The following is a 17,076-nucleotide window of genomic DNA, read 5'->3' on the forward strand; positions in this document are numbered from 1 at the left end:
ATGACAAAGCGGAAAAGAAAAAGTCCCCCATTTTATCCCCATTTTTGTCGGGTTTTTCTCGGATTGGAACATAAAAAACCTTGAAAGGCAATAGCCAATCAAGGTTCTAAAAGCACATTTTATTCTTCATCATCTTCATAAAGGTTGTCCAAAAATTCATTGATGTCATCAGCTAAGATATACATATTGCTCATGTCATCAGGATCCTCTGACTCTTCTTCATGATCCCAAAAATAAATTTTGTCATAATAAGGTTCTTTAGTGCCTAGGCATATTACGTTCCCTGCAGGATCATCTGCAATCGGAATAAAGCCAGTTGGAAGTCTATACTCATATATGTCTATGACTTTCTCTAAATTATCATACATGTCACCAATGCCATTAAATACATTCAGAACGCTCTTTCCTTGTTCATCAGAAATATTAAAAATATTTGGTTCAGGATATCCACCATTCCACTGAAGTAAAAATTTCTTGTATTTTTCCGTTAGCTTTACGTTATTTTTTGTTTCAAACTGTTCAATTTCTTCTAAAGAAAGTTTTTTACCTGGTTCTTCAATTCTCACCATTAATTTTTCCTCCTTATCTACTTGCCATTAACAGTTGATACTCCACCTGCATGAGTAAATTCCCTATGAATATCTTTTTCTACAAGAATCATCGTTTTCCCGTCTTGATGATGATGCCATATATAACCTGAAGGTGGCCTATTAAGTGATGGTACAGGTGGATCAGAATCTTTATTTAAGCCAGCCTCTATATTTGCCTTCTTATAATCTGCTGGTCGATTGGTCGGTTTTGAGATTTCTATTTCTACCGGTTTCACCGTAGGGTGCATATATGGTGTGAAATCAGGATAACCGTCAGGATATCTTACAGTTTGTCCATGTTTATTTGTGTATACCCAAGTACCATTTTTATCTATCTCTACTTTCCCGCCTTTCATCTCCCATTTTTCTGGAACAGGCGAATTTTTAGGCTTAGTTGCCAATTGTTCTTTTGTAAATTTTTTTATCGTTTCTTTTTTACCCTTAGCAATAGGATTCACTTTTCCACTTGTTGATTTAAATAAATCAACAAGCTCACTTATCAGAGGTGTATTCTTCACGTTAATAGAATTCGGTGCATCCTGTAGAATCCCTTCCAATGCAGGAGTATATCGATTATTGGCAGGCAGCTTAACAGACTGTTTTAAAGACTTACCGGCTTCCTTCACCTTGCTAACCGCGGTTTTCCCAGCTTTCGCAACATCTTTCGAACCCGTTGAAACAGAGGATTTTCCACTCCTCAAGCCGGCAAGGCTTCCGATCAAATAAGTAAAGTAATGCGCCCTTGAATACGCATCTCCATGTACTACTTTCTCATCCCATTTTTCCGCCAACGTGTCTACCATACTCAAAAGAGCGCCTTTATAATCGTACCCAAGAACTGTGTCTAAAACAACTTTCGGATCTTTATGTAAATGGTCGATTGTCCATCCGAGATTCCATCCAATTTGTTTTCCGCCCTCGTAAAAATCTTTCGCAAGATCATAAATAGCACCACCCGAACCACTATAAATATCAATAGCAGTCTGATGAAATTCCTTGTCGTCTTCCCCTGGCTTCAGATCCGGTCCAAATGGAGTTTCACTTTTCAAATAGATATCCTGAAAATACTTAGCAGGATCATCTAATTCTGTCTCTGCTGTAGCGACATTCTTTAGCTTTTCTATTGCGTCAGCCTGTTTTTCTGCTTTGCGAATTTCTGTTTCCATTCTGGTTTTATCTAATTTTTCGAGCATCATCTCCATCGGAGTCTCTTCGTTAGGCTGCAATGTATCCATCTCATCCGGCTTTAAAATCGAGCCTTTTTGATAGCCGGTGATTTCAATTTTAGGCCCTGTATACATTTTTTCAAGCCTTGTGATGTATCTTTGCATGGTCTCAAGGTCGTTTTCTGCGGTTTTGAGAGCATTGGTCTGCTCCCTATCAAAAGCATGGAGCTTTTCAAGAGTGCTGCTGATTTCCCTTTTCGCTCTCTGATTCTGTTCATGAAAATCACTGTCATCCAACTGAGGTAAATCGGCGATATGGCTGACTTTAGCGATCGTAGCATTGGCTTTGGACACCAAATGTTTCGTTGTTCGATCGGCCGCGTTCAAGCCTTGTTCCAGTTCGTGTTCGAGAAAGGCTTGTGAAATATATCCGTTGTGATTTGATTCAAAAGAATCCAGTGAGGTTTTGATTTTTTTCAATGCCGATTGGTATTCTTCAATGAACGTTTCATAGAATCGCAGGAACGGAGTATGGCATTCTTCGTAAAACGCGCGAATGGCGTCCCCGCCTTTTCCTTTTAAGGCATCATCAAGAGATGTGATGCCGTCGACGCTTTTTTTGACTTTGGCAATTTCATCTGCTTGTTTTTTTAACTGTTCCAGCGTATCATCTATTCCATTTCGTAACGCTTGAACATCCAGAGTCTTCATAGCATTCTCCTCTATTTCGTTTTCATCGATGAAGCCAGCTGTTTGTCGGTGTCCTTGATTGCTTCAACGGCGGATTCCGTTTGGGCGATTTGTTTTGAAAAAGCCGAGGCATAGGATTCAGCGACCTCATTCATTGTTTGATTTAATTCATCTATCTTTTTCGCTGTATCTAAATGATTCTGGCCTTTGACATCCGTCGGAACCGACGCTTTTATCGAATGGCTTGAATGCTTCAATTTAGAAATCGCTTGTTTGACTTCACCGGTCTTCACTTTTATTTCTTGACCCATTTTTCAATTACTCCTTGTTTCGCGCTTCTCGCTTCGCATGTTCGATCTTTTTCTCTAAAGATCGAACTTCTTGGCTAAGCGAGTGAATGTCTTCTTGTAACGCTTTGATTCGTTCATCGATTTTTTCCAGAACGTCGGAAAGCTGCTTGCCTTCAATGTCATGAAAGGATGCCTTCATATCTTTTCGAATACGCTCAAATGATTCGGCAAGGATTCCTTGCCAGGTGTGAGACGAAAGCTCAGGTTCAGTGATCGTCTTTTTGATATCAGAGAACTCTGTTTTGTCTTTTTGCAGCTCTTTGCGGCAAGCTTTCAGCTCTGCCAAAAATTCTTTCTTCAGCGATAAATCGACTTTCATGATATCTAAAGCCAGTGTTTCTCCCAGGATTGACCCGATCATGTTCAAACCTCTCTTCCCAAAAACTGCATGACTAAAGTAATGACCAGTATAAAGTTTACCACTATACGGAAATGAATTGGTGAATAAATCCTGTCCATCCATGAAAATGAATCTTTAAGATTAGGTCAATAAACCTATTCAATAAAGTTAGCTTTAAAAATAAAAAAAGCCGTTTTTAAAACGGCTTCAAAAGGAATTACGCAGTTTCATTTGTATTTTTAGGCTAAACAAAATAATAATGACTAGGTGCGCTCGTTATGTTTCTAGAAGCTATGTTCACATCATCGTTGCTTGAAAAATGGCTGAGAAAACCAAGTCCAATGATTACAATACCTAAGCCAATCTTCAGTTTAGACTTCATACAAACATTCCCCTTTCAATATTTGCTTTTGAGCATAGACCATCTTTTTGAGACAGATGATGCTATCCTCTATTTTTCCATTATAATCTAGGTGCGTGCCGGCTAACAACGCCAGCTCTTCCAAATACGGAAAACCTTTGCTTGTTTCTAATCGAGCAAATATTTTATAAAGGGAGGGTGTATCCCCCTGTTTTAGGTAAAGAGAGTCCAATGCTTCGAATAAGCTCATAAAGAGATCATCTTTTAACTCCACAGCACACCTAATACCTTTACGGTAATAACCTACGGCTTTTTCATACTGATTTTGTTTGAAATAGATCAGCGCCAAATCATGGTAGACTTGTGGCAACCGATTTGACTTTAATTTCTTATATTGAATAAGAGCATGTTCAATATACCTTGCAGCCTTATTTAAATTGTCCATCCTATGATAGCAGTTGCCAAGGTTATAAAATGCTGTGGCATAGATATGCGGATTTTTCTTTTTCAGTAATTCAGCGCTCCTTAATGCTTGATTCAGGTGCGGAAGAGCTTTCTCATGATTTTCAAGATCGTCATAATTTCCAGCAATGACAAAATGACATTGAATGAGACGAACAGAGTAAAGTTCATGTTTTTTATATATTTGGTATGCAAGCTCCGCATAATGCATTGAAACATGAGTCATTTTCATATGATAGTAGACTTCAGCCATTTTAAAGGAAAACTCCGCTTTTTCTATACTATCTGATATAGCGGGAAATTCACGTTCAGCTTTTTTATAATAAGTGATTGCCTTTGTATATTCACCTTTCCTGAACTCGTACATGCCTCGAAAAAAGTTGTAATAGTATGTAAGCATGTGATCCAACTTTCGTTTATTCCCTTCAACCCTCTTTAAATATTCTGACAATTCCATCTGTTTTTCGCCAGAAGGTACGATATACTCAATCATAATACTGTGGCGAAAAGCCATTAATTGATAATAGAGTAACAAGTCTTGATCCTCTTCCATAACCTCTATGTCTTTTTCTATTTCGGCTTTAAGAATTTCAGCATCTGTTACATTGAATTTCTGAATGTGATGATACCACTCGGTTATTTTCATCCCCACTTCTGCAGATGAGATTCTATCCAACCTTTTCACCCTTCCCTTCAGCATACTAATGATGTAAATTTTAACAATATTCCACCATTTGAAAAAGGTATTGGGCCACCGCAATTAAAATTTTCGGTCTACCCCGCAATAGCGAATTGATAATGGATTGAAAATCATTGATTTAAAGGAGATGATTTTAGTCAACTAAAATAAATGGAATTGCGGTTTTTGAAGAGTCTTAGCTCAGATAATCCCGAGAGCTGTCACAAGGTTATAAATAGCCTGCCGTTTTAATTTGTCCTTTTTCAGCCCCATCTCCAAATCAATTTCAATATCCTTGATTTTCTTTGAAGAAAGGTACTTGGTTTTGATGGTCTTCAATTCAGCATCATCAAGGCTTTAACGCTTGTTGGACTTTCCTCAATTTTCTTAACTATTTCAAGGGCATTTCCCCAATACCCAACAGTGATCTCATTATCCTGATAAGTTATTTCAGTCTTCGATAAATCCAAGTCCGAATCACCAATTTCAGCTGCGTAAATAGAATTTTGCAAAAGGCAAAGACAAGAGGTTAACCGCGACAAGAGTTGGGATTTTTTCACGAAGCACTATTCTCCCCTGTTTTTGGTTATAATATATAATAGCAAAATAGCCCAAAAGGAAAGGATGAATTCATCATTGAAGGAGGATTTATTAAAATCAGCTATTAAGTCATTTTGTAAGAGACATAATATGTCACCCCAAAAAGCAAGATTTTCAAACGTTGAAAACTATATAACTATAAGTGTAAAAAACCACTCGGAAAATGGATTAGATATAGACTGTTTTAAAGTTCTTGACTTTATGTTTAATATAATTGGGCCAACAAAAACTAAATTTAGCCAAACAACTTTCATGTTCCCAGACTCTGAAAAAGTAGACAGAGTAACGGTTTCTTTTGAAGAAAAAGATTATAAAGACTTAGTAAATACATTGTTTTCTTAAATCAAAAAAGCAGGATCCATCTATCCTGCTTTTTTATTTTTTCAGAATTCCTCTAATTTTTCATAGCTAATATGCCCTAGAGGACTGTAATTGTTTCGCATTACGACTTTTCGAAGTCCAATGGACAATTACGTTATTCGAATGATTATGCAGCTCCGCTTTCGTGTCAAAGTGAACCACAAAGCTATCGACTTCATATCATTCCCTCTCAATCCAGAGGGGAGAAAGCCCTTCCCCTTATTTAAATACCTTCCGTAATCTAAATTTTCTCAGAGTCGAAACCCCCAATCGATTTTTTCTTTTTAGAATCCTTAAAACAGAACACCCGAACAATATAAATGCCGCCTAACTTTCTTCTTATATACCGCACACTAAATTTTTATGGGAAGCAGAAGATAGCAGCTCGTTGCACTTCCCCCGCTATATAAACCGCTTCTTGTCCATGTATAGATATGGGGAGCTTTAAGCTGAATTCTCCAGTCAACAGAAGAAGTTCTTGAAGTGTAAGTCCTGGCATCCGTATAGATTCGCGGAGTGTAACCACTTCTGGTTGGCCAGCCAGACCATACGGACTCGACTGTTCCTGTTGATACAAAAAACCCCGGTGGCTGGTACTACAGCAACACCATCCCCAATTATTTGTTTTAAAGATAGTACACTCCATGATAGTCTATCGTTTCCCACCATAAAACCTCATAATAAACCATATAAATCAACTAAAAAGTGTTATTTTTTCGCCTTCAGAAAAGATCATCCGCATCCGTGTCGGGAGTTCGAATCTCGCTTGGGGACGTATTTCATGAAAAGAGGCAGCCCCTTGATATACCAAGGGGCTGCCTCTTTTTTGTTTGTGATTTCCGATCGTTTTATTATGTTTCTTTGGTGGCGGGTTTTTTATTGCAAACTCTGCACGAATCTTATTATATTAAAGATTTTCCGAACCTGATTTTTCAAATGAGCATTTGAAGCCTTTTGATCCTTTTTTATTTCCGCCAAAAAGTTGAACAGTCTGCCTTATCCAACATATTAAACTCGATTATTTTCTCAAGTAATGAGAAATCAACCGGGTGATCCCACTTGATACGAACCAACTGCTTGGTATGATCATAGCCGGCCTCTACAATTTCATCGGAAAAATGAATGATCCCTGCCCTTTCAGGGGCAACAGCCAAATGGTGTTTGGCTACGCTAAAGCCAATAATAAATGTGCCGTGATCGGTAAACATAGGCTGATTCCACGCCATTTTCGGCGCTAACTGTGGAAATTTCTCAGTTACCCAGCACAACACTTCTTCCGTACGGGCCCGATGCTGCGGATGATCAATATTCGCTAAATATTCTGCAAAAACTTCCATGTTGTTCCCTCCCCTTCATATAAACTAATGAGATTTGATACCTATATCGAATGGTGCCTCTCCTGTTTCCAATGTTGATGTTACCTTTTCAACAATTAATGATCAAGAATGAAAAACAAAACTCATTCGATAGAACTCAGTAATTGGTCAGTATAAAAAGAGCCTCCGCTTTTAGATAAGGAGCTCTTTTTATGGTGGTTGTTGATTTTATCCCTCCCATGAAAATGACTCATATTGATCAGAACAAACAACCGAAATGTCAAAAAATAGCCCAACTTGTAATAAGCGGGCTCTCCATCTTTATATGCTCTTTTTCATTCGACATCTACGGTATTCGCGCAAGAATACTCTGTCCTTCACCGAACTTAGTACTTACCAATAAAGTCGTTAAACATGACGTTACTTCTGTATTATCTGAATAAGATTGCCGCATGTATCATCGAAGACAGCTATTGTGACTTCGCCCATTTCTGTCGGCTCCATCGTAAACTTCACACCGTTTTCCAATAATCGTTCGTACTCTTTGCGAATATCTGCAACGCCAAACATTGTTACTGGGATGCCTTCGGCAAATAGCTTGTTTTGATAGTCTTTGGCGGCAGGATGTTCATTCGGTTCGAGTAAAAGCTCGGTTCCGTTTTGATCATCGGGAGAAACAAGCGTTATCCACCTATATGCTCCGCTGGGAACATCATGCTTTTTTACAAAGCCCAGCGTTTTTGTATAAAACTCCAATGCTTTGTCTTGATCTTGAACGAATATACTAGTAATAATGATTTTCATCATGTGTTTGGTCTCCTTTGGTATTTGCGATGTATGGTTCTCTTCTGACAATCTGGCTGCAAATAGAAAAACTCATACATTCGTTATTCGTTATAAAATTAATCTACCCATCCCTTCAGCAAATTTTTAAGTGGCTCGTTATTAAATATAAGTACTCGATATTTTCCCTTTCGTTTTGATTGAACGAGCCCTGCATCTTCCAATACAGAAAGATGTTTAGCTATCGCCTGTCGCGAAATGGAAAGCTCATGCTTCATAATGAGACGTGCCGTAAGCTCATACAACGTCAGCTCGTTGCGTTCGGATAGTTCGTCTAATATAAGCCGCCGAGTCGAATCGCCAAGTGCTTTGAATATAGCGTCTTTATTCCAATTCATATATCGAGTATATGCAACTATACGGTTGCTTGTCAAGTATGAGCAACTCTAAGGTTGCGTAATAAAGGAACCACTATGATGCGATCAACAAGTAAAGTCACATGAAGATGGTAGCTTCAATCATTGATGAAAGAGTAAATTAAACATAAACGGAGGAACTTCTCTCAGTGCAGTAATTACATGTTACGTACTTAACTGTGCCTTTTAAATATAAAGATAATGAAAAATAGTGCACAAGAAGTTAACACCAAGGCAAATAAATTTATCAATTTATTCGTCCTGTGTTTTAGAATCTTGAATAATAGCTCATAAATACCAATGCCGATTGTACCTCCAAGTGTATTGGCCAGTATATCAGTAATATCACTTCTTCCGATTGCCAAAACAAATTGTGTAATCTCAAATGTCAGAGTAAAACCAATAATCGAAAGAAGTTTTTTCATAAAAGACCATTTACTTTTCAACATGCAAATATAGATACCCAAAGGTACAAAAATCCTTATATTGTTATACACCTCAGAAAAGTCGGACTTATTAAGTGGGATCATATTCATGACTCGCACTCTGTCTATTTGATCAAAAGAAAACTGTAACTTAAAAAGAACTAACCAAATAAGTGCTAATACATAGATTAAGAATAATATGAACGTCAATTTTTTATTTTTCAATATTTCTCCTCCAATTTCTTGTCACGCCACCCTGAAACAATGCTGGTTCGTTTATCGGTATCTCTAAAAACTCACATTTGCTATGTTTTAGTTGTTGTTGATACTCTCTTCGTTTTTCTTCGGAACGCTCCCTGCTTCCGCCGTTCCTCTCCGCCCGAACCTCGTCCTTCGGAACTTAGTCTCGCTTACCAGAATACACTGTCACAATCACGCCATCCATATTGTTGCCTGACATTTCATACTGCCCATTCGCAGGCACAGGGATCGTTGTATTTTGGGAGATGGGATAGTAAAAGATTTTATAGACTTGGTGGTCTATTGTAGTCGTAATCGACTTCTGTTCCTGCAAAAAATCCAAATATTCTTCTAGAGCGAAATTCTTTTCTTTCATAATCGCGCTGTGAGGGAAACCAACATAACGGATATGCCATGGTTCATATTGAATGCCTGTAACATCAGTTTTATCCTTTGGATAGCGTAATATAAAGCCGTATTTCCAGGCATTTTCTTTTATCCACTTTCCTTCAGGTGATTGCTCCATTTTTGTTAAGCTTGATCCTACATCAAGGGCTAAGCCTGAATTATGTTCACTAAAACCTGCTGGCAAGGCATAATCATCTCCCATTTCTCGGTAAAGCACACTTTGCTCATCAAAGTCACGATAGCCACTATTTATTAAAAAATGACTAACCCCTTCCTTTGCAGCATCATTGACCATCTCTGAAAATTTTTGTGCTATTTCTTTTGATAGATGAATATTCGTATCAAGCAACCCATATCCCTTTACCAATTCATTATGCTTAGATAAATTTACGATATCTGATTTCACACTTTTTTGGCGAACAGGATAATTACTGTTGATTAGGAGCAGATTTCCTTGATGAATCTGTTCTTTTGAAATCGTTTTCGTTTGGGTGCTTTCCGAAGTCCCTCTTTGATCTTTGTGATTTTGATCATATTTTTGAATTTCTGCTTTATCCTGAAAAAACAGTGTTTTATTAATGAAGGCAAAACCTAAGCACAATAAAAATAACAATAAAAAACCCCACTTCTTCATTTTCAGTTTCCTCCTTAAGTGAGCGGCTTGATGATAATGCCGCGTTGAGTCAGCGCGCGGGAGATTTCGGCAGTCCTTAACGATAGCTTTCTCCAGGGCGATGCTGGACGTGGCCACCACGGGCACCTCGGCAATATATGCCATGCCGGGATATTGTATATGAGCCAGAAATCGCCCACGTACCCCGCGCTTGGCGAGGGCGGCGGCGATCAGATAGGCGTGGGTCTCGACGCGGCCTGGACAGAGAAAGACAGCGGCTGCGGGATATGGCTGGCAAGGGCCGCCTTTTCCTTTCGGTACCCAGCGGAACTGGAGCAATTGATTCGCAAATTGCTGGCCTGCGGGTGAGCAGAAAATTGCGATGACCACGGCCGAAGCCTTCTTGCGGGCGCTGCGGCAAGATGAGCATGAAAAAACAAGACTGAACGAATAGATGGGCGGTACGCCACACCGCCCGTCTGCTCCGCCCAATGTCAACAGGCGGTTCAGCCTCGTTAAATCAGCATGCACTTGGCGAAACGAAAAAAGCTCGTTCTTACGATTTTAAGTCTACCGCGTAAGAACGAGCCGTTTTTTAAAATTAAATTGTTAATTTCCTAAGAAAAAGTAAAGATAACCTTGAGATTTTCCTAAGAAACGATATTCATTTTCTTAGGAACCCCTTCTGGCAAGGCCGGAAGCTCTACCGTAAACGTCGTGTAGTGATCATTGCTTTCCGCGTAAATCTGCCCGCCATGCTGAACAATGATTTCTTTTGCAATCGCCAATCCAAGTCCCGCGCCGCCCGTATCGGAAGAACGGGCATCGTCCAGCCTGTAAAACTTTTCAAATATGGCAGCGAGATTTTCTTTTGGGATGCTTCCGGCGTTCTTGAAAACGATGGACACCACATCCCCGGAGAGGCCCGCCGTAATGTCAATGACGCTGTTGTCCTCGCTGTATGCAGCGGCATTTTTCAAAATGTTGTTAAAGACCCTCGCCAGCTTATCGGGGTCGCCGAATACGGTCAAATCCTCGGAAGCATGGATAACCGCTTGTTTTCCATTCGCGGCAAGCTGGGGGTAAAATTCATCGGTCATCTGCACCAGCATATAGTATAGGTCTATGTTCTTTTTCGTGAGCGTAATCGTTTGGAGGTTATACCGCGTAATCTCAAAAAACTCGTCGATTAGCTGTTCGAGGCGATACGCTTTGTCCAACGTGATATGCACATACTTTGCCTTTTGTTCTGCAGGCATGTCTGGCGCCTCGTCAAGCAGGCTCAGATAACCGATAACGGATGTCAGTGGCGTTTTAATATCGTGCGCCAAGTACATAACAACGTCATTTTTTCTTTGTTCGGCCAGCTTTGCATCCTGCTCTCGTTTTTCCAGAGTCCGTTTTAATGTGTTGAGCTTCTGTTCCATGAACTCCATTTCCGCAGAAAGTTCAATTTGTTTATCTTCGTTCTGAATCAGTATATCAATGCCGGTATTTATCTCGTCAAAGTATTTTGTAAATTTTGAAAGCATGATGCGGCATAGAATCAGAATACTAATGGCAATCGCCACATAAATAAAGATTTCTATATTATTCCGTATGGTATACTGATATATTATCATCGCGTCCTGACGTTCTAAGTAATAACTGTTTTCCAAAAAACGTACGATCCACTCCCCAAGTGTCCCCTTGATAAATAGACGCAAAAACAACACGAATACAACTGCTGCCATAACAATCACAACGATATAGAGGTAGAGTTTTCGTTTTAGTTTGGAATAATCGGTTTTTTTATTCCTATTTTTCAATTTTATAGCCAACCCCCCATACCGTTTTTATATACTTCGGATTATCAATGGTGTCGTTCATTTTTTCACGCAGATGCCGGATATGCACGGTAATGGTGTTGTTGCTCTTGCTGAAATATTCGTCGCCCCATATCTCATGAAATAATTGCTCGGAGCTAACCACATTCCCCTTGTTTTCACAGAGGATGCGCAGAATTGAAAACTCGGTGGGAGTGAGGGATAACGGCTTCTCGTTCAGAAAACACTCATGCGTGTTTATATTCATAACAAGGCCGGAGTGGACAATAACATTGTCGTTCTTCTCCGTTACTCCATTGTATTTTTTGTATCGGCGCAACTGTGCCTTAACCCGCGCAATTAACTCCAGCGGGCGAAAGGGCTTCGTTATATAATCGTCCGCGCCGATTGTTAGCCCTGTAATTTTATCTACCTCCGTATCTTTCGCGGTCAGCATGATAATTGGATAGGTGTACTTGTCCCTTATTTTTTGGCAGATAGTGAGACCGCTTGCGCCGGGAAGCATGATATCCAATATGGCAAGGTCAAACTCGGCCTTGTCTATACATTCCAACGCTTCTTTGGCGGTATAGTATTTGAAAATCGTATAATTCTCGTTTTTCAAGTATAGCTCAACCAAATCGGCAATTTCGCGTTCGTCGTCCACAACAAGTATTTTATCGCTCATAGTTATCAACCCTCCTTTGGATTTGCTTTTCTCAATCGGAGCCTTTTCCAAATAACGAGGCTATCATACCCACCTCTCCAAGTAAAGTGCAATCTTTATTTACGATGAATACGGTCAAAACCTCTATATAATGGCCCTTTAATGGAATAAGGAATGACTATTTTTCCCTTCCGGCAGCTTCGATGATTAAAGAAGGACATACATGGTACACGTTTGGGACGGGGATTGGAAAAGGGAGCCGCGTCATCAAGTCGAATGACGGAAAAGTTTGGAGTGTGTCGCCAAGTATATTTCCAACTCCGTTATCCTGATGGAAAAAATATGTGCCAAATCATGGCGGAGCGGTTGAAGCGCCGAGCATCACATATCAAAACGGATACTATTATTGATTCGTTTCGTTCGACAAATGCTGCCAAGGGGTCAACAGCACCTATAAAATTTTTACGGCCGTTCAAAAAAAGTGACGGGTCCATATTAACAGAAGCGGCAAGAAAATGACCGAAGGCGGAGGAACAATTCTCGATTCCGGAAATGACCGCTGGAAAGGACCGGGCGGCGAAGATGTGCTAAACGGCAACATCATCGCAAGACATAGCTATGACGCGCTTAACAATGGGGTGTCCAAGCTTTTGATCAATGATTTGTCCTGGGATTCCAAAGGCTGGCCGAGATATTAGGCCGCTTAGAAGAACCAAACAGAAGTTTTCTGTTTGGTTTTTTTGCGAATCTTTCTAATGGGAGTTGATACTTCCAGAAAAAACCGTTTTTCACCTCCAAAAAAGGATTAAATATATATTTATTTAATTTTAATGTTTTTCAGCAAAATAAGACATCATTTTCATTCTATTAATGCTATGATTTTTTCCATCCTATTGATAAATAGGAAAATAAAGAGAGGAAGTGTTGTTATATGTTGATAACAAAGTTCAAAAAAACAGTAGGTACGGGTCTCGTTGCAGCAGTCTGTTTCATGTCAGCATTGCCGGCAAGCGCCGCACCGGCAAATGTAAGCGATGCCAAATCGAACCATTATACGATCAAATCGTTCCATTACTTAACTGTAGACGGGAAAGATGTGGATTCCCAGGCCCAAGTCAACAGCAAATCCGGCAAAGACATCAAAGTAACGATGGTTCTGCCTCAACAGAATCAAAACGGCGATTTGTTGGCGTATGGATTTACGAGCAAGGTAACGTTGGAGGCATTTATCGAAAAAGACAAACAAAGACTTCAAAACGAAATCAAGCCGGCGGCCAGCGGCCCTTGCTGCACCGATTTCTATGAGTATAAAAATAAAGGCGGACAGTATATTTATTGGAGAGACGGCTTTAAAAACCTGCCGTCCAGCTGGAATGACAGAATTTCCTCCTTAAGCACGGCGTCACCTTCTTCAAGCTATTCGACGACACTGTGGGAGCACACTTCAACTCAAGGGTATGGCAAAGGCGTCCTGTTTAGACATTCCGATTGGTATGGTAAAACGGCTAATATGGCTTCAGATTGGGATAACAAAGCTTCAGCAATCGACATCAAGTAACAGGCGTTTGCCATTGACCAAATGAAGGTGTTTTGACATCACGATTCTCCCATCGATTCAAGAAGGCATGGGAGAATCGTGATGTTTTGCAGCCCCCTTCTCTAACTTAATCCTGAATTTTCACTTGCACAACATCAGCGCCGGTTTTAGAATCAATTTTCGCATTCAATTCCGCCTTTTGATTCGAGCCGTCAATCCAGCTGTTTAAGCTTGTCCATGTGGCGCAGCCGCCAGGCGCGGCAATGAATTTTCTGTCTCCTACACGCTCTAAAGGCAGCTCGGGATCACTTTCATAAAGGCTGACCGTCATTGTATTTCCCATTCTTATTTGAAAAACACAAATCCTGTAATAGCCTCCGTCTGATTGATAATCTCCGGTCATGTTTCCCTCATTTGAAATGGTCACCTTTTCATCCGCAAGTGTTCTCCAGCCAAACGACTGCACCTCAGCTGCTAAAGCTGAAGTGGTCGGAAACATGCTTAGAGCGATGATTCCTAAAACAATGGCTTTTCTTTTCATAAGCTTGTCTCCTCATTCATTTCTTCTCCCCCGCACATCACGGAGCAGCACATGATATTCTGAATCAAAGTATAGCAGACTTGAATAAGCATGATAAAGACATCGTTTGAACTAAGTTTTCACCTCTTCCGAAAGGATTCTTTATTATGGTATATGCGAAATCTTGTGCGGTACTTGCATGTTTTGGATGATGATGTGGCTTATAAAACGAATCCGCTTGTGTTCACCTTCAATGTCTCGTGAACTGTCAGGTTAAAAGTCAAAATCATTTCTTTAATTTTACGTCCTGTACATCAGCCCACCTTAATCAAATTGTCAGACATGCCTTTTACACCCGGGGCAACATTGAAAATGAAACGTTCCAGGTCCCTTTTAAAGAAACCCGGAACACCGTTGTTGAAAGCTACAGTTTCCCTTGGGACCCATATTCTTTTAGCGTTATGTTGACATGATAATGAATTGGCGTTTCAATAAATGTTTGATCCCAATTTTTCTTCAGCTTATCCCATAGGTAGGGATATTTGATCCTCACTTCGTTGCCAAAGCCGGCAAGGTCGGCTTTGTATTCCTTCTTCATTTTTTCCGTGATCTGTTCGACTTTATGTTTGACAGATTGTGCCGTAGTTTTTTCCACTTTTTTTAAAAAGGCTTGATTAAATGCGACTTCTTGGGTATTCCAGTTTTCGGCAAGGCGGCCTTCTGACTTAATATTGACTTGAAATGATAGGCGGCCTCTTTTGACAATTGGTTTGATTTCACTGTTGATAGATTCTACGGCAAATGCGGTCAGTTTTTTTGTTTGTGGATCTCGGCTTTTAACTGAACCGCCTATTCCCTTTCCTTTAATCCACATCAGTTGGCCTAAATCTTCTTCATCTAAAAAACCGAGCAGCTTGTTTGTTTTTCCACTGATCGCCACGGCCCCCGCGTATTTGATTTCACCGTTGGCGCCCACGACGTTTTGCAATAAATAACTGGTTCCCGCTCTCATCATCCCCGGCAATTTAGCTAAGGTAACAGGCGGCAGAATTTTTCTCGCCTCAAAGTCGTTTTCAACGATTTTGCGCAAACGAAACGCCGGCATTTCTCCTGTTTCTTTAAGCTCAAGCGTGTCTCTTGCTCTGCCTCTTGTAATGAGGACAAGCGTGCTCGGTCTGATTTCATTATCCCTGAGAGATTGATCAAGCAGTTCTTTCATTGAGTAGGTCTGAAGAAGACCAGCGGCGATGACAATCACTTTTAAGTGGGAGCTGAAGACCGGCCTGTCCCGTCTGAGCGCTACTTCAGCACCGATTTGCTGAAACGAATCCCCCGTTTCAACAATATTAATGTACGGCTTTTGGTCGCCGCTTCCCCCATCGGACTTGGCCCCGGCCGCCTGCTGATTGACATATTGGTAGGTTATGGTCAACCGGTCTTTCTTCGGATAGTCACCGCCCATTTTGTCAAACTTTTTTTCCAGGGCCGTTTCCTTCCCCTTATCCAAGCCTATGGCAAATGTGAGGCCGAGTTCCTCAATATCATGACTGCTCCAACACCCGGTGAGAAAGAGAAGCATCGTCATGAATAGAAAACTGTTCTTAATCGATGTTGATATGATGTTTCCTCCTCCTTCCGGCCTGAAATGAAAAGGAGTATCCATGTTTATGATTTGCATTTGGTGATTTCATTAGTCACAAAAAAATGTTCTTTTGAATCAGCGTTTTGAATTGGTTGTTACACCATTTTTCATTATTTGAATCAATCAACTATACGGATTTAATGATATGGCATAGGATGAACTATGTCTCTTCAGGGAGGTGAACGATATGGGTGGTGGTTATGGATTCGGATCAGGATTTGCTTTACTCGTTGTTCTATTCATTCTCTTAATCATTGTTGGAGCCGGCAGCTTCGGCGGCGGCTTTTATTAAAGACCTTTTTCCTGTGAGAAGTGCGGGAGGATCCTTGTTACAGGCGGATTACCCCTGCACTCTTTTTAAACCACTAGTTTAAAAAACTTATGACAGTTTCCTCCAAGAGATGGATTGACACTCCTCCCCATGTTATTGTTTGTAGGGCTCTTTTTTAAAAAGAGCCTTTTTTGACATGGAAACATATCGGGTAAAACCATTTCGGATGATCTAGAAAAAAGAGACAACAATATGTTTTCATGAATTCTACATATCATTTTTTGGAATAAATCCTGGACTTTCACTTGAAATTTTTTCAGAGCGTCCTCTACTTCGAAATGATTCCTCAAAGGTTTATCGAAACCACAAAATGATGTTCATTCAAACTTCTCCCTCGAACGGCAAGTTTCACAACTTCTTTAACAGCTCCTTCTTCTGATTTTCATTTTAGTATGATAGGCAACAGCGGAGGCACGGCTCATAACAGGTGGCATACGCTGATACTGACTAACTCTTTAGGAGGTATAGAAAAAATGCCACACAAAATGTCAAGCGAGCTCAAGCATCATTTAATGAAAGCGAATCTGTACGGTTTGCTCGCAAAAAGGTATGAGTATGTCGATCCAGCCAAACACATGCATTTTTATCAGAAGCATTTTAAACATGTGAAACGTGTCGAAGCGCTTTACATGGGGATGCACGACAATGACATGAGTCACCATGATGTGAATTTGAATATGCCTAGCCACATGAATATGCCGAATCATATGAACATGAACATGCCAAGTCATGCGGATCCGAACAGCCATATAAACAACTGGCCTTGATCAAAAAA

General features: G+C 40.2%; 20 protein-coding genes and 1 pseudogene. 5 read left to right on the top strand and 16 right to left on the bottom strand.

What is annotated here, in order from left to right; genetic code table 11:
• Positions 1 to 119: 119 nt before the first annotated feature.
• The 7 genes from ACINLD_RS06215 to ACINLD_RS06245 all read right to left on the bottom strand — a co-directional run bounded on the left by ACINLD_RS06215 (position 120) and on the right by ACINLD_RS06245 (position 5,198).
• Complete coding sequence (locus ACINLD_RS06215; RefSeq protein ID WP_077736645.1) at positions 120 to 569, bottom strand: SMI1/KNR4 family protein; 450 nt, start codon at positions 567 to 569, stop codon at positions 120 to 122.
• A 17-nt stretch (positions 570 to 586) separates the two neighbouring features.
• A complete protein-coding gene (locus ACINLD_RS06220) occupies positions 587 to 2,467 on the bottom strand; it encodes a T7SS effector LXG polymorphic toxin (protein WP_077736644.1) in 1,881 nt (626 codons plus the stop codon).
• An 11-nt stretch (positions 2,468 to 2,478) separates the two neighbouring features.
• Positions 2,479 to 2,757, bottom strand: coding sequence for a YwqI/YxiC family protein (locus ACINLD_RS06225; protein WP_077736643.1), 279 nt, complete (start codon positions 2,755 to 2,757; stop codon positions 2,479 to 2,481).
• Between the two features lie 7 nt (positions 2,758 to 2,764).
• Positions 2,765 to 3,157, bottom strand: a complete 393-nt coding sequence (locus ACINLD_RS06230) for a DUF5082 family protein (RefSeq protein WP_077736642.1) — start codon at positions 3,155 to 3,157, stop codon at positions 2,765 to 2,767.
• A 350-nt stretch (positions 3,158 to 3,507) separates the two neighbouring features.
• Positions 3,508 to 4,635, bottom strand: a complete 1,128-nt coding sequence (locus tag ACINLD_RS06235) for a tetratricopeptide repeat protein (protein WP_142246114.1) — start codon at positions 4,633 to 4,635, stop codon at positions 3,508 to 3,510.
• A 204-nt stretch (positions 4,636 to 4,839) separates the two neighbouring features.
• Positions 4,840 to 4,977 (bottom strand): hypothetical protein, encoded by a 138-nt coding sequence (locus ACINLD_RS06240; protein WP_256860389.1) that lies wholly within the window; start codon positions 4,975 to 4,977, stop codon positions 4,840 to 4,842.
• Positions 4,974 to 5,198 carry a hypothetical protein gene (locus ACINLD_RS06245; RefSeq protein ID WP_077736640.1) on the bottom strand — a complete coding sequence of 75 codons (225 nt, stop codon included), beginning with the start codon at positions 5,196 to 5,198 and terminating at the stop codon, positions 4,974 to 4,976. Before ACINLD_RS06245 ends, ACINLD_RS06240 begins: the two co-directional genes overlap by 4 nt.
• A 76-nt stretch (positions 5,199 to 5,274) precedes the next feature.
• Here ACINLD_RS06245 and ACINLD_RS06250 point away from each other — a divergent pair, with 76 nt between their 5' ends.
• Positions 5,275 to 5,580, top strand: coding sequence for a hypothetical protein (locus ACINLD_RS06250; protein ID WP_077736639.1), 306 nt, complete (start codon positions 5,275 to 5,277; stop codon positions 5,578 to 5,580).
• 983 nt (positions 5,581 to 6,563) lie between these two features.
• On the opposite strand, the gene ACINLD_RS06255 is transcribed toward ACINLD_RS06250, so the two are convergent.
• The 7 genes from ACINLD_RS06255 to vanR-A form a co-directional block, all read right to left on the bottom strand.
• Positions 6,564 to 6,935 (bottom strand): iron chaperone, encoded by a 372-nt coding sequence (locus ACINLD_RS06255; protein WP_410206948.1) that lies wholly within the window; start codon positions 6,933 to 6,935, stop codon positions 6,564 to 6,566.
• Between the two features lie 399 nt (positions 6,936 to 7,334).
• Positions 7,335 to 7,718 carry a VOC family protein gene (locus ACINLD_RS06260; RefSeq protein ID WP_410206963.1) on the bottom strand — a complete coding sequence of 128 codons (384 nt, stop codon included), beginning with the start codon at positions 7,716 to 7,718 and terminating at the stop codon, positions 7,335 to 7,337.
• Between the two features lie 98 nt (positions 7,719 to 7,816).
• Entirely contained in the window at positions 7,817 to 8,095 is a 279-nt protein-coding gene (locus ACINLD_RS06265; RefSeq protein ID WP_026587437.1) for an ArsR/SmtB family transcription factor, read from the bottom strand.
• A 191-nt stretch (positions 8,096 to 8,286) separates the two neighbouring features.
• Complete coding sequence (locus ACINLD_RS06270; RefSeq protein ID WP_347176579.1) at positions 8,287 to 8,763, bottom strand: VanZ family protein; 477 nt, start codon at positions 8,761 to 8,763, stop codon at positions 8,287 to 8,289.
• A gap of 175 nt (positions 8,764 to 8,938) precedes the next feature.
• Positions 8,939 to 9,820, bottom strand: a complete 882-nt coding sequence (gene vanY, locus ACINLD_RS06275; protein WP_277692926.1) for a VanY-A/VanY-F/VanY-M family D-Ala-D-Ala carboxypeptidase — start codon at positions 9,818 to 9,820, stop codon at positions 8,939 to 8,941.
• A gap of 629 nt (positions 9,821 to 10,449) precedes the next feature.
• Positions 10,450 to 11,619 (bottom strand): vancomycin resistance histidine kinase VanS, encoded by a 1,170-nt coding sequence (gene vanS, locus ACINLD_RS06280; RefSeq protein WP_026587441.1) that lies wholly within the window; start codon positions 11,617 to 11,619, stop codon positions 10,450 to 10,452.
• On the bottom strand, positions 11,597 to 12,292 hold the full coding sequence (vanR-A, locus tag ACINLD_RS06285; protein ID WP_277690730.1) for a vancomycin resistance response regulator transcription factor VanR-A: 696 nt from the start codon (positions 12,290 to 12,292) through the stop codon (positions 11,597 to 11,599). The genes vanS and vanR-A overlap by 23 nt, the downstream gene beginning before the upstream one ends.
• 137 nt (positions 12,293 to 12,429) lie before the next feature.
• Between vanR-A and ACINLD_RS06290 the strand changes: the two are divergent.
• Together ACINLD_RS06290 and ACINLD_RS06295 are read left to right on the top strand one after the other, a co-directional pair.
• Positions 12,430 to 12,969: pseudogene (locus tag ACINLD_RS06290) on the top strand (family 43 glycosylhydrolase); the annotation flags it as partial.
• 233 nt (positions 12,970 to 13,202) lie between these two features.
• A complete protein-coding gene (locus ACINLD_RS06295; protein WP_026587444.1) occupies positions 13,203 to 13,829 on the top strand; it encodes a hypothetical protein in 627 nt (208 codons plus the stop codon).
• Positions 13,830 to 13,935: 106 nt separating this feature from the next.
• Here the strand turns inward: ACINLD_RS06295 and ACINLD_RS06300 are convergent, their stop codons facing one another.
• Together ACINLD_RS06300 and ACINLD_RS06305 are read right to left on the bottom strand one after the other, a co-directional pair.
• Complete coding sequence (locus ACINLD_RS06300; RefSeq protein WP_410206949.1) at positions 13,936 to 14,349, bottom strand: hypothetical protein; 414 nt, start codon at positions 14,347 to 14,349, stop codon at positions 13,936 to 13,938.
• 403 nt (positions 14,350 to 14,752) lie between these two features.
• Complete coding sequence (locus tag ACINLD_RS06305) at positions 14,753 to 15,991, bottom strand: Ger(x)C family spore germination protein (RefSeq protein ID WP_081692866.1); 1,239 nt, start codon at positions 15,989 to 15,991, stop codon at positions 14,753 to 14,755.
• Positions 15,992 to 16,157: 166 nt separating this feature from the next.
• Here ACINLD_RS06305 and ACINLD_RS06310 point away from each other — a divergent pair, with 166 nt between their 5' ends.
• Together ACINLD_RS06310 and ACINLD_RS06315 are read left to right on the top strand one after the other, a co-directional pair.
• Positions 16,158 to 16,262 (top strand): YjcZ family sporulation protein, encoded by a 105-nt coding sequence (locus tag ACINLD_RS06310; RefSeq protein ID WP_077736634.1) that lies wholly within the window; start codon positions 16,158 to 16,160, stop codon positions 16,260 to 16,262.
• A 512-nt stretch (positions 16,263 to 16,774) separates the two neighbouring features.
• Positions 16,775 to 17,068, top strand: coding sequence for a hypothetical protein (locus ACINLD_RS06315; protein WP_077736633.1), 294 nt, complete (start codon positions 16,775 to 16,777; stop codon positions 17,066 to 17,068).
• Positions 17,069 to 17,076: the final 8 nt, after the last annotated feature.

The sequence above is a fragment of the Bacillus sp. z60-11 genome (assembly GCF_046464135.1).
Taxonomy (GTDB): Bacteria; Bacillota; Bacilli; order Bacillales; family Bacillaceae; genus Bacillus; species Bacillus sonorensis_A.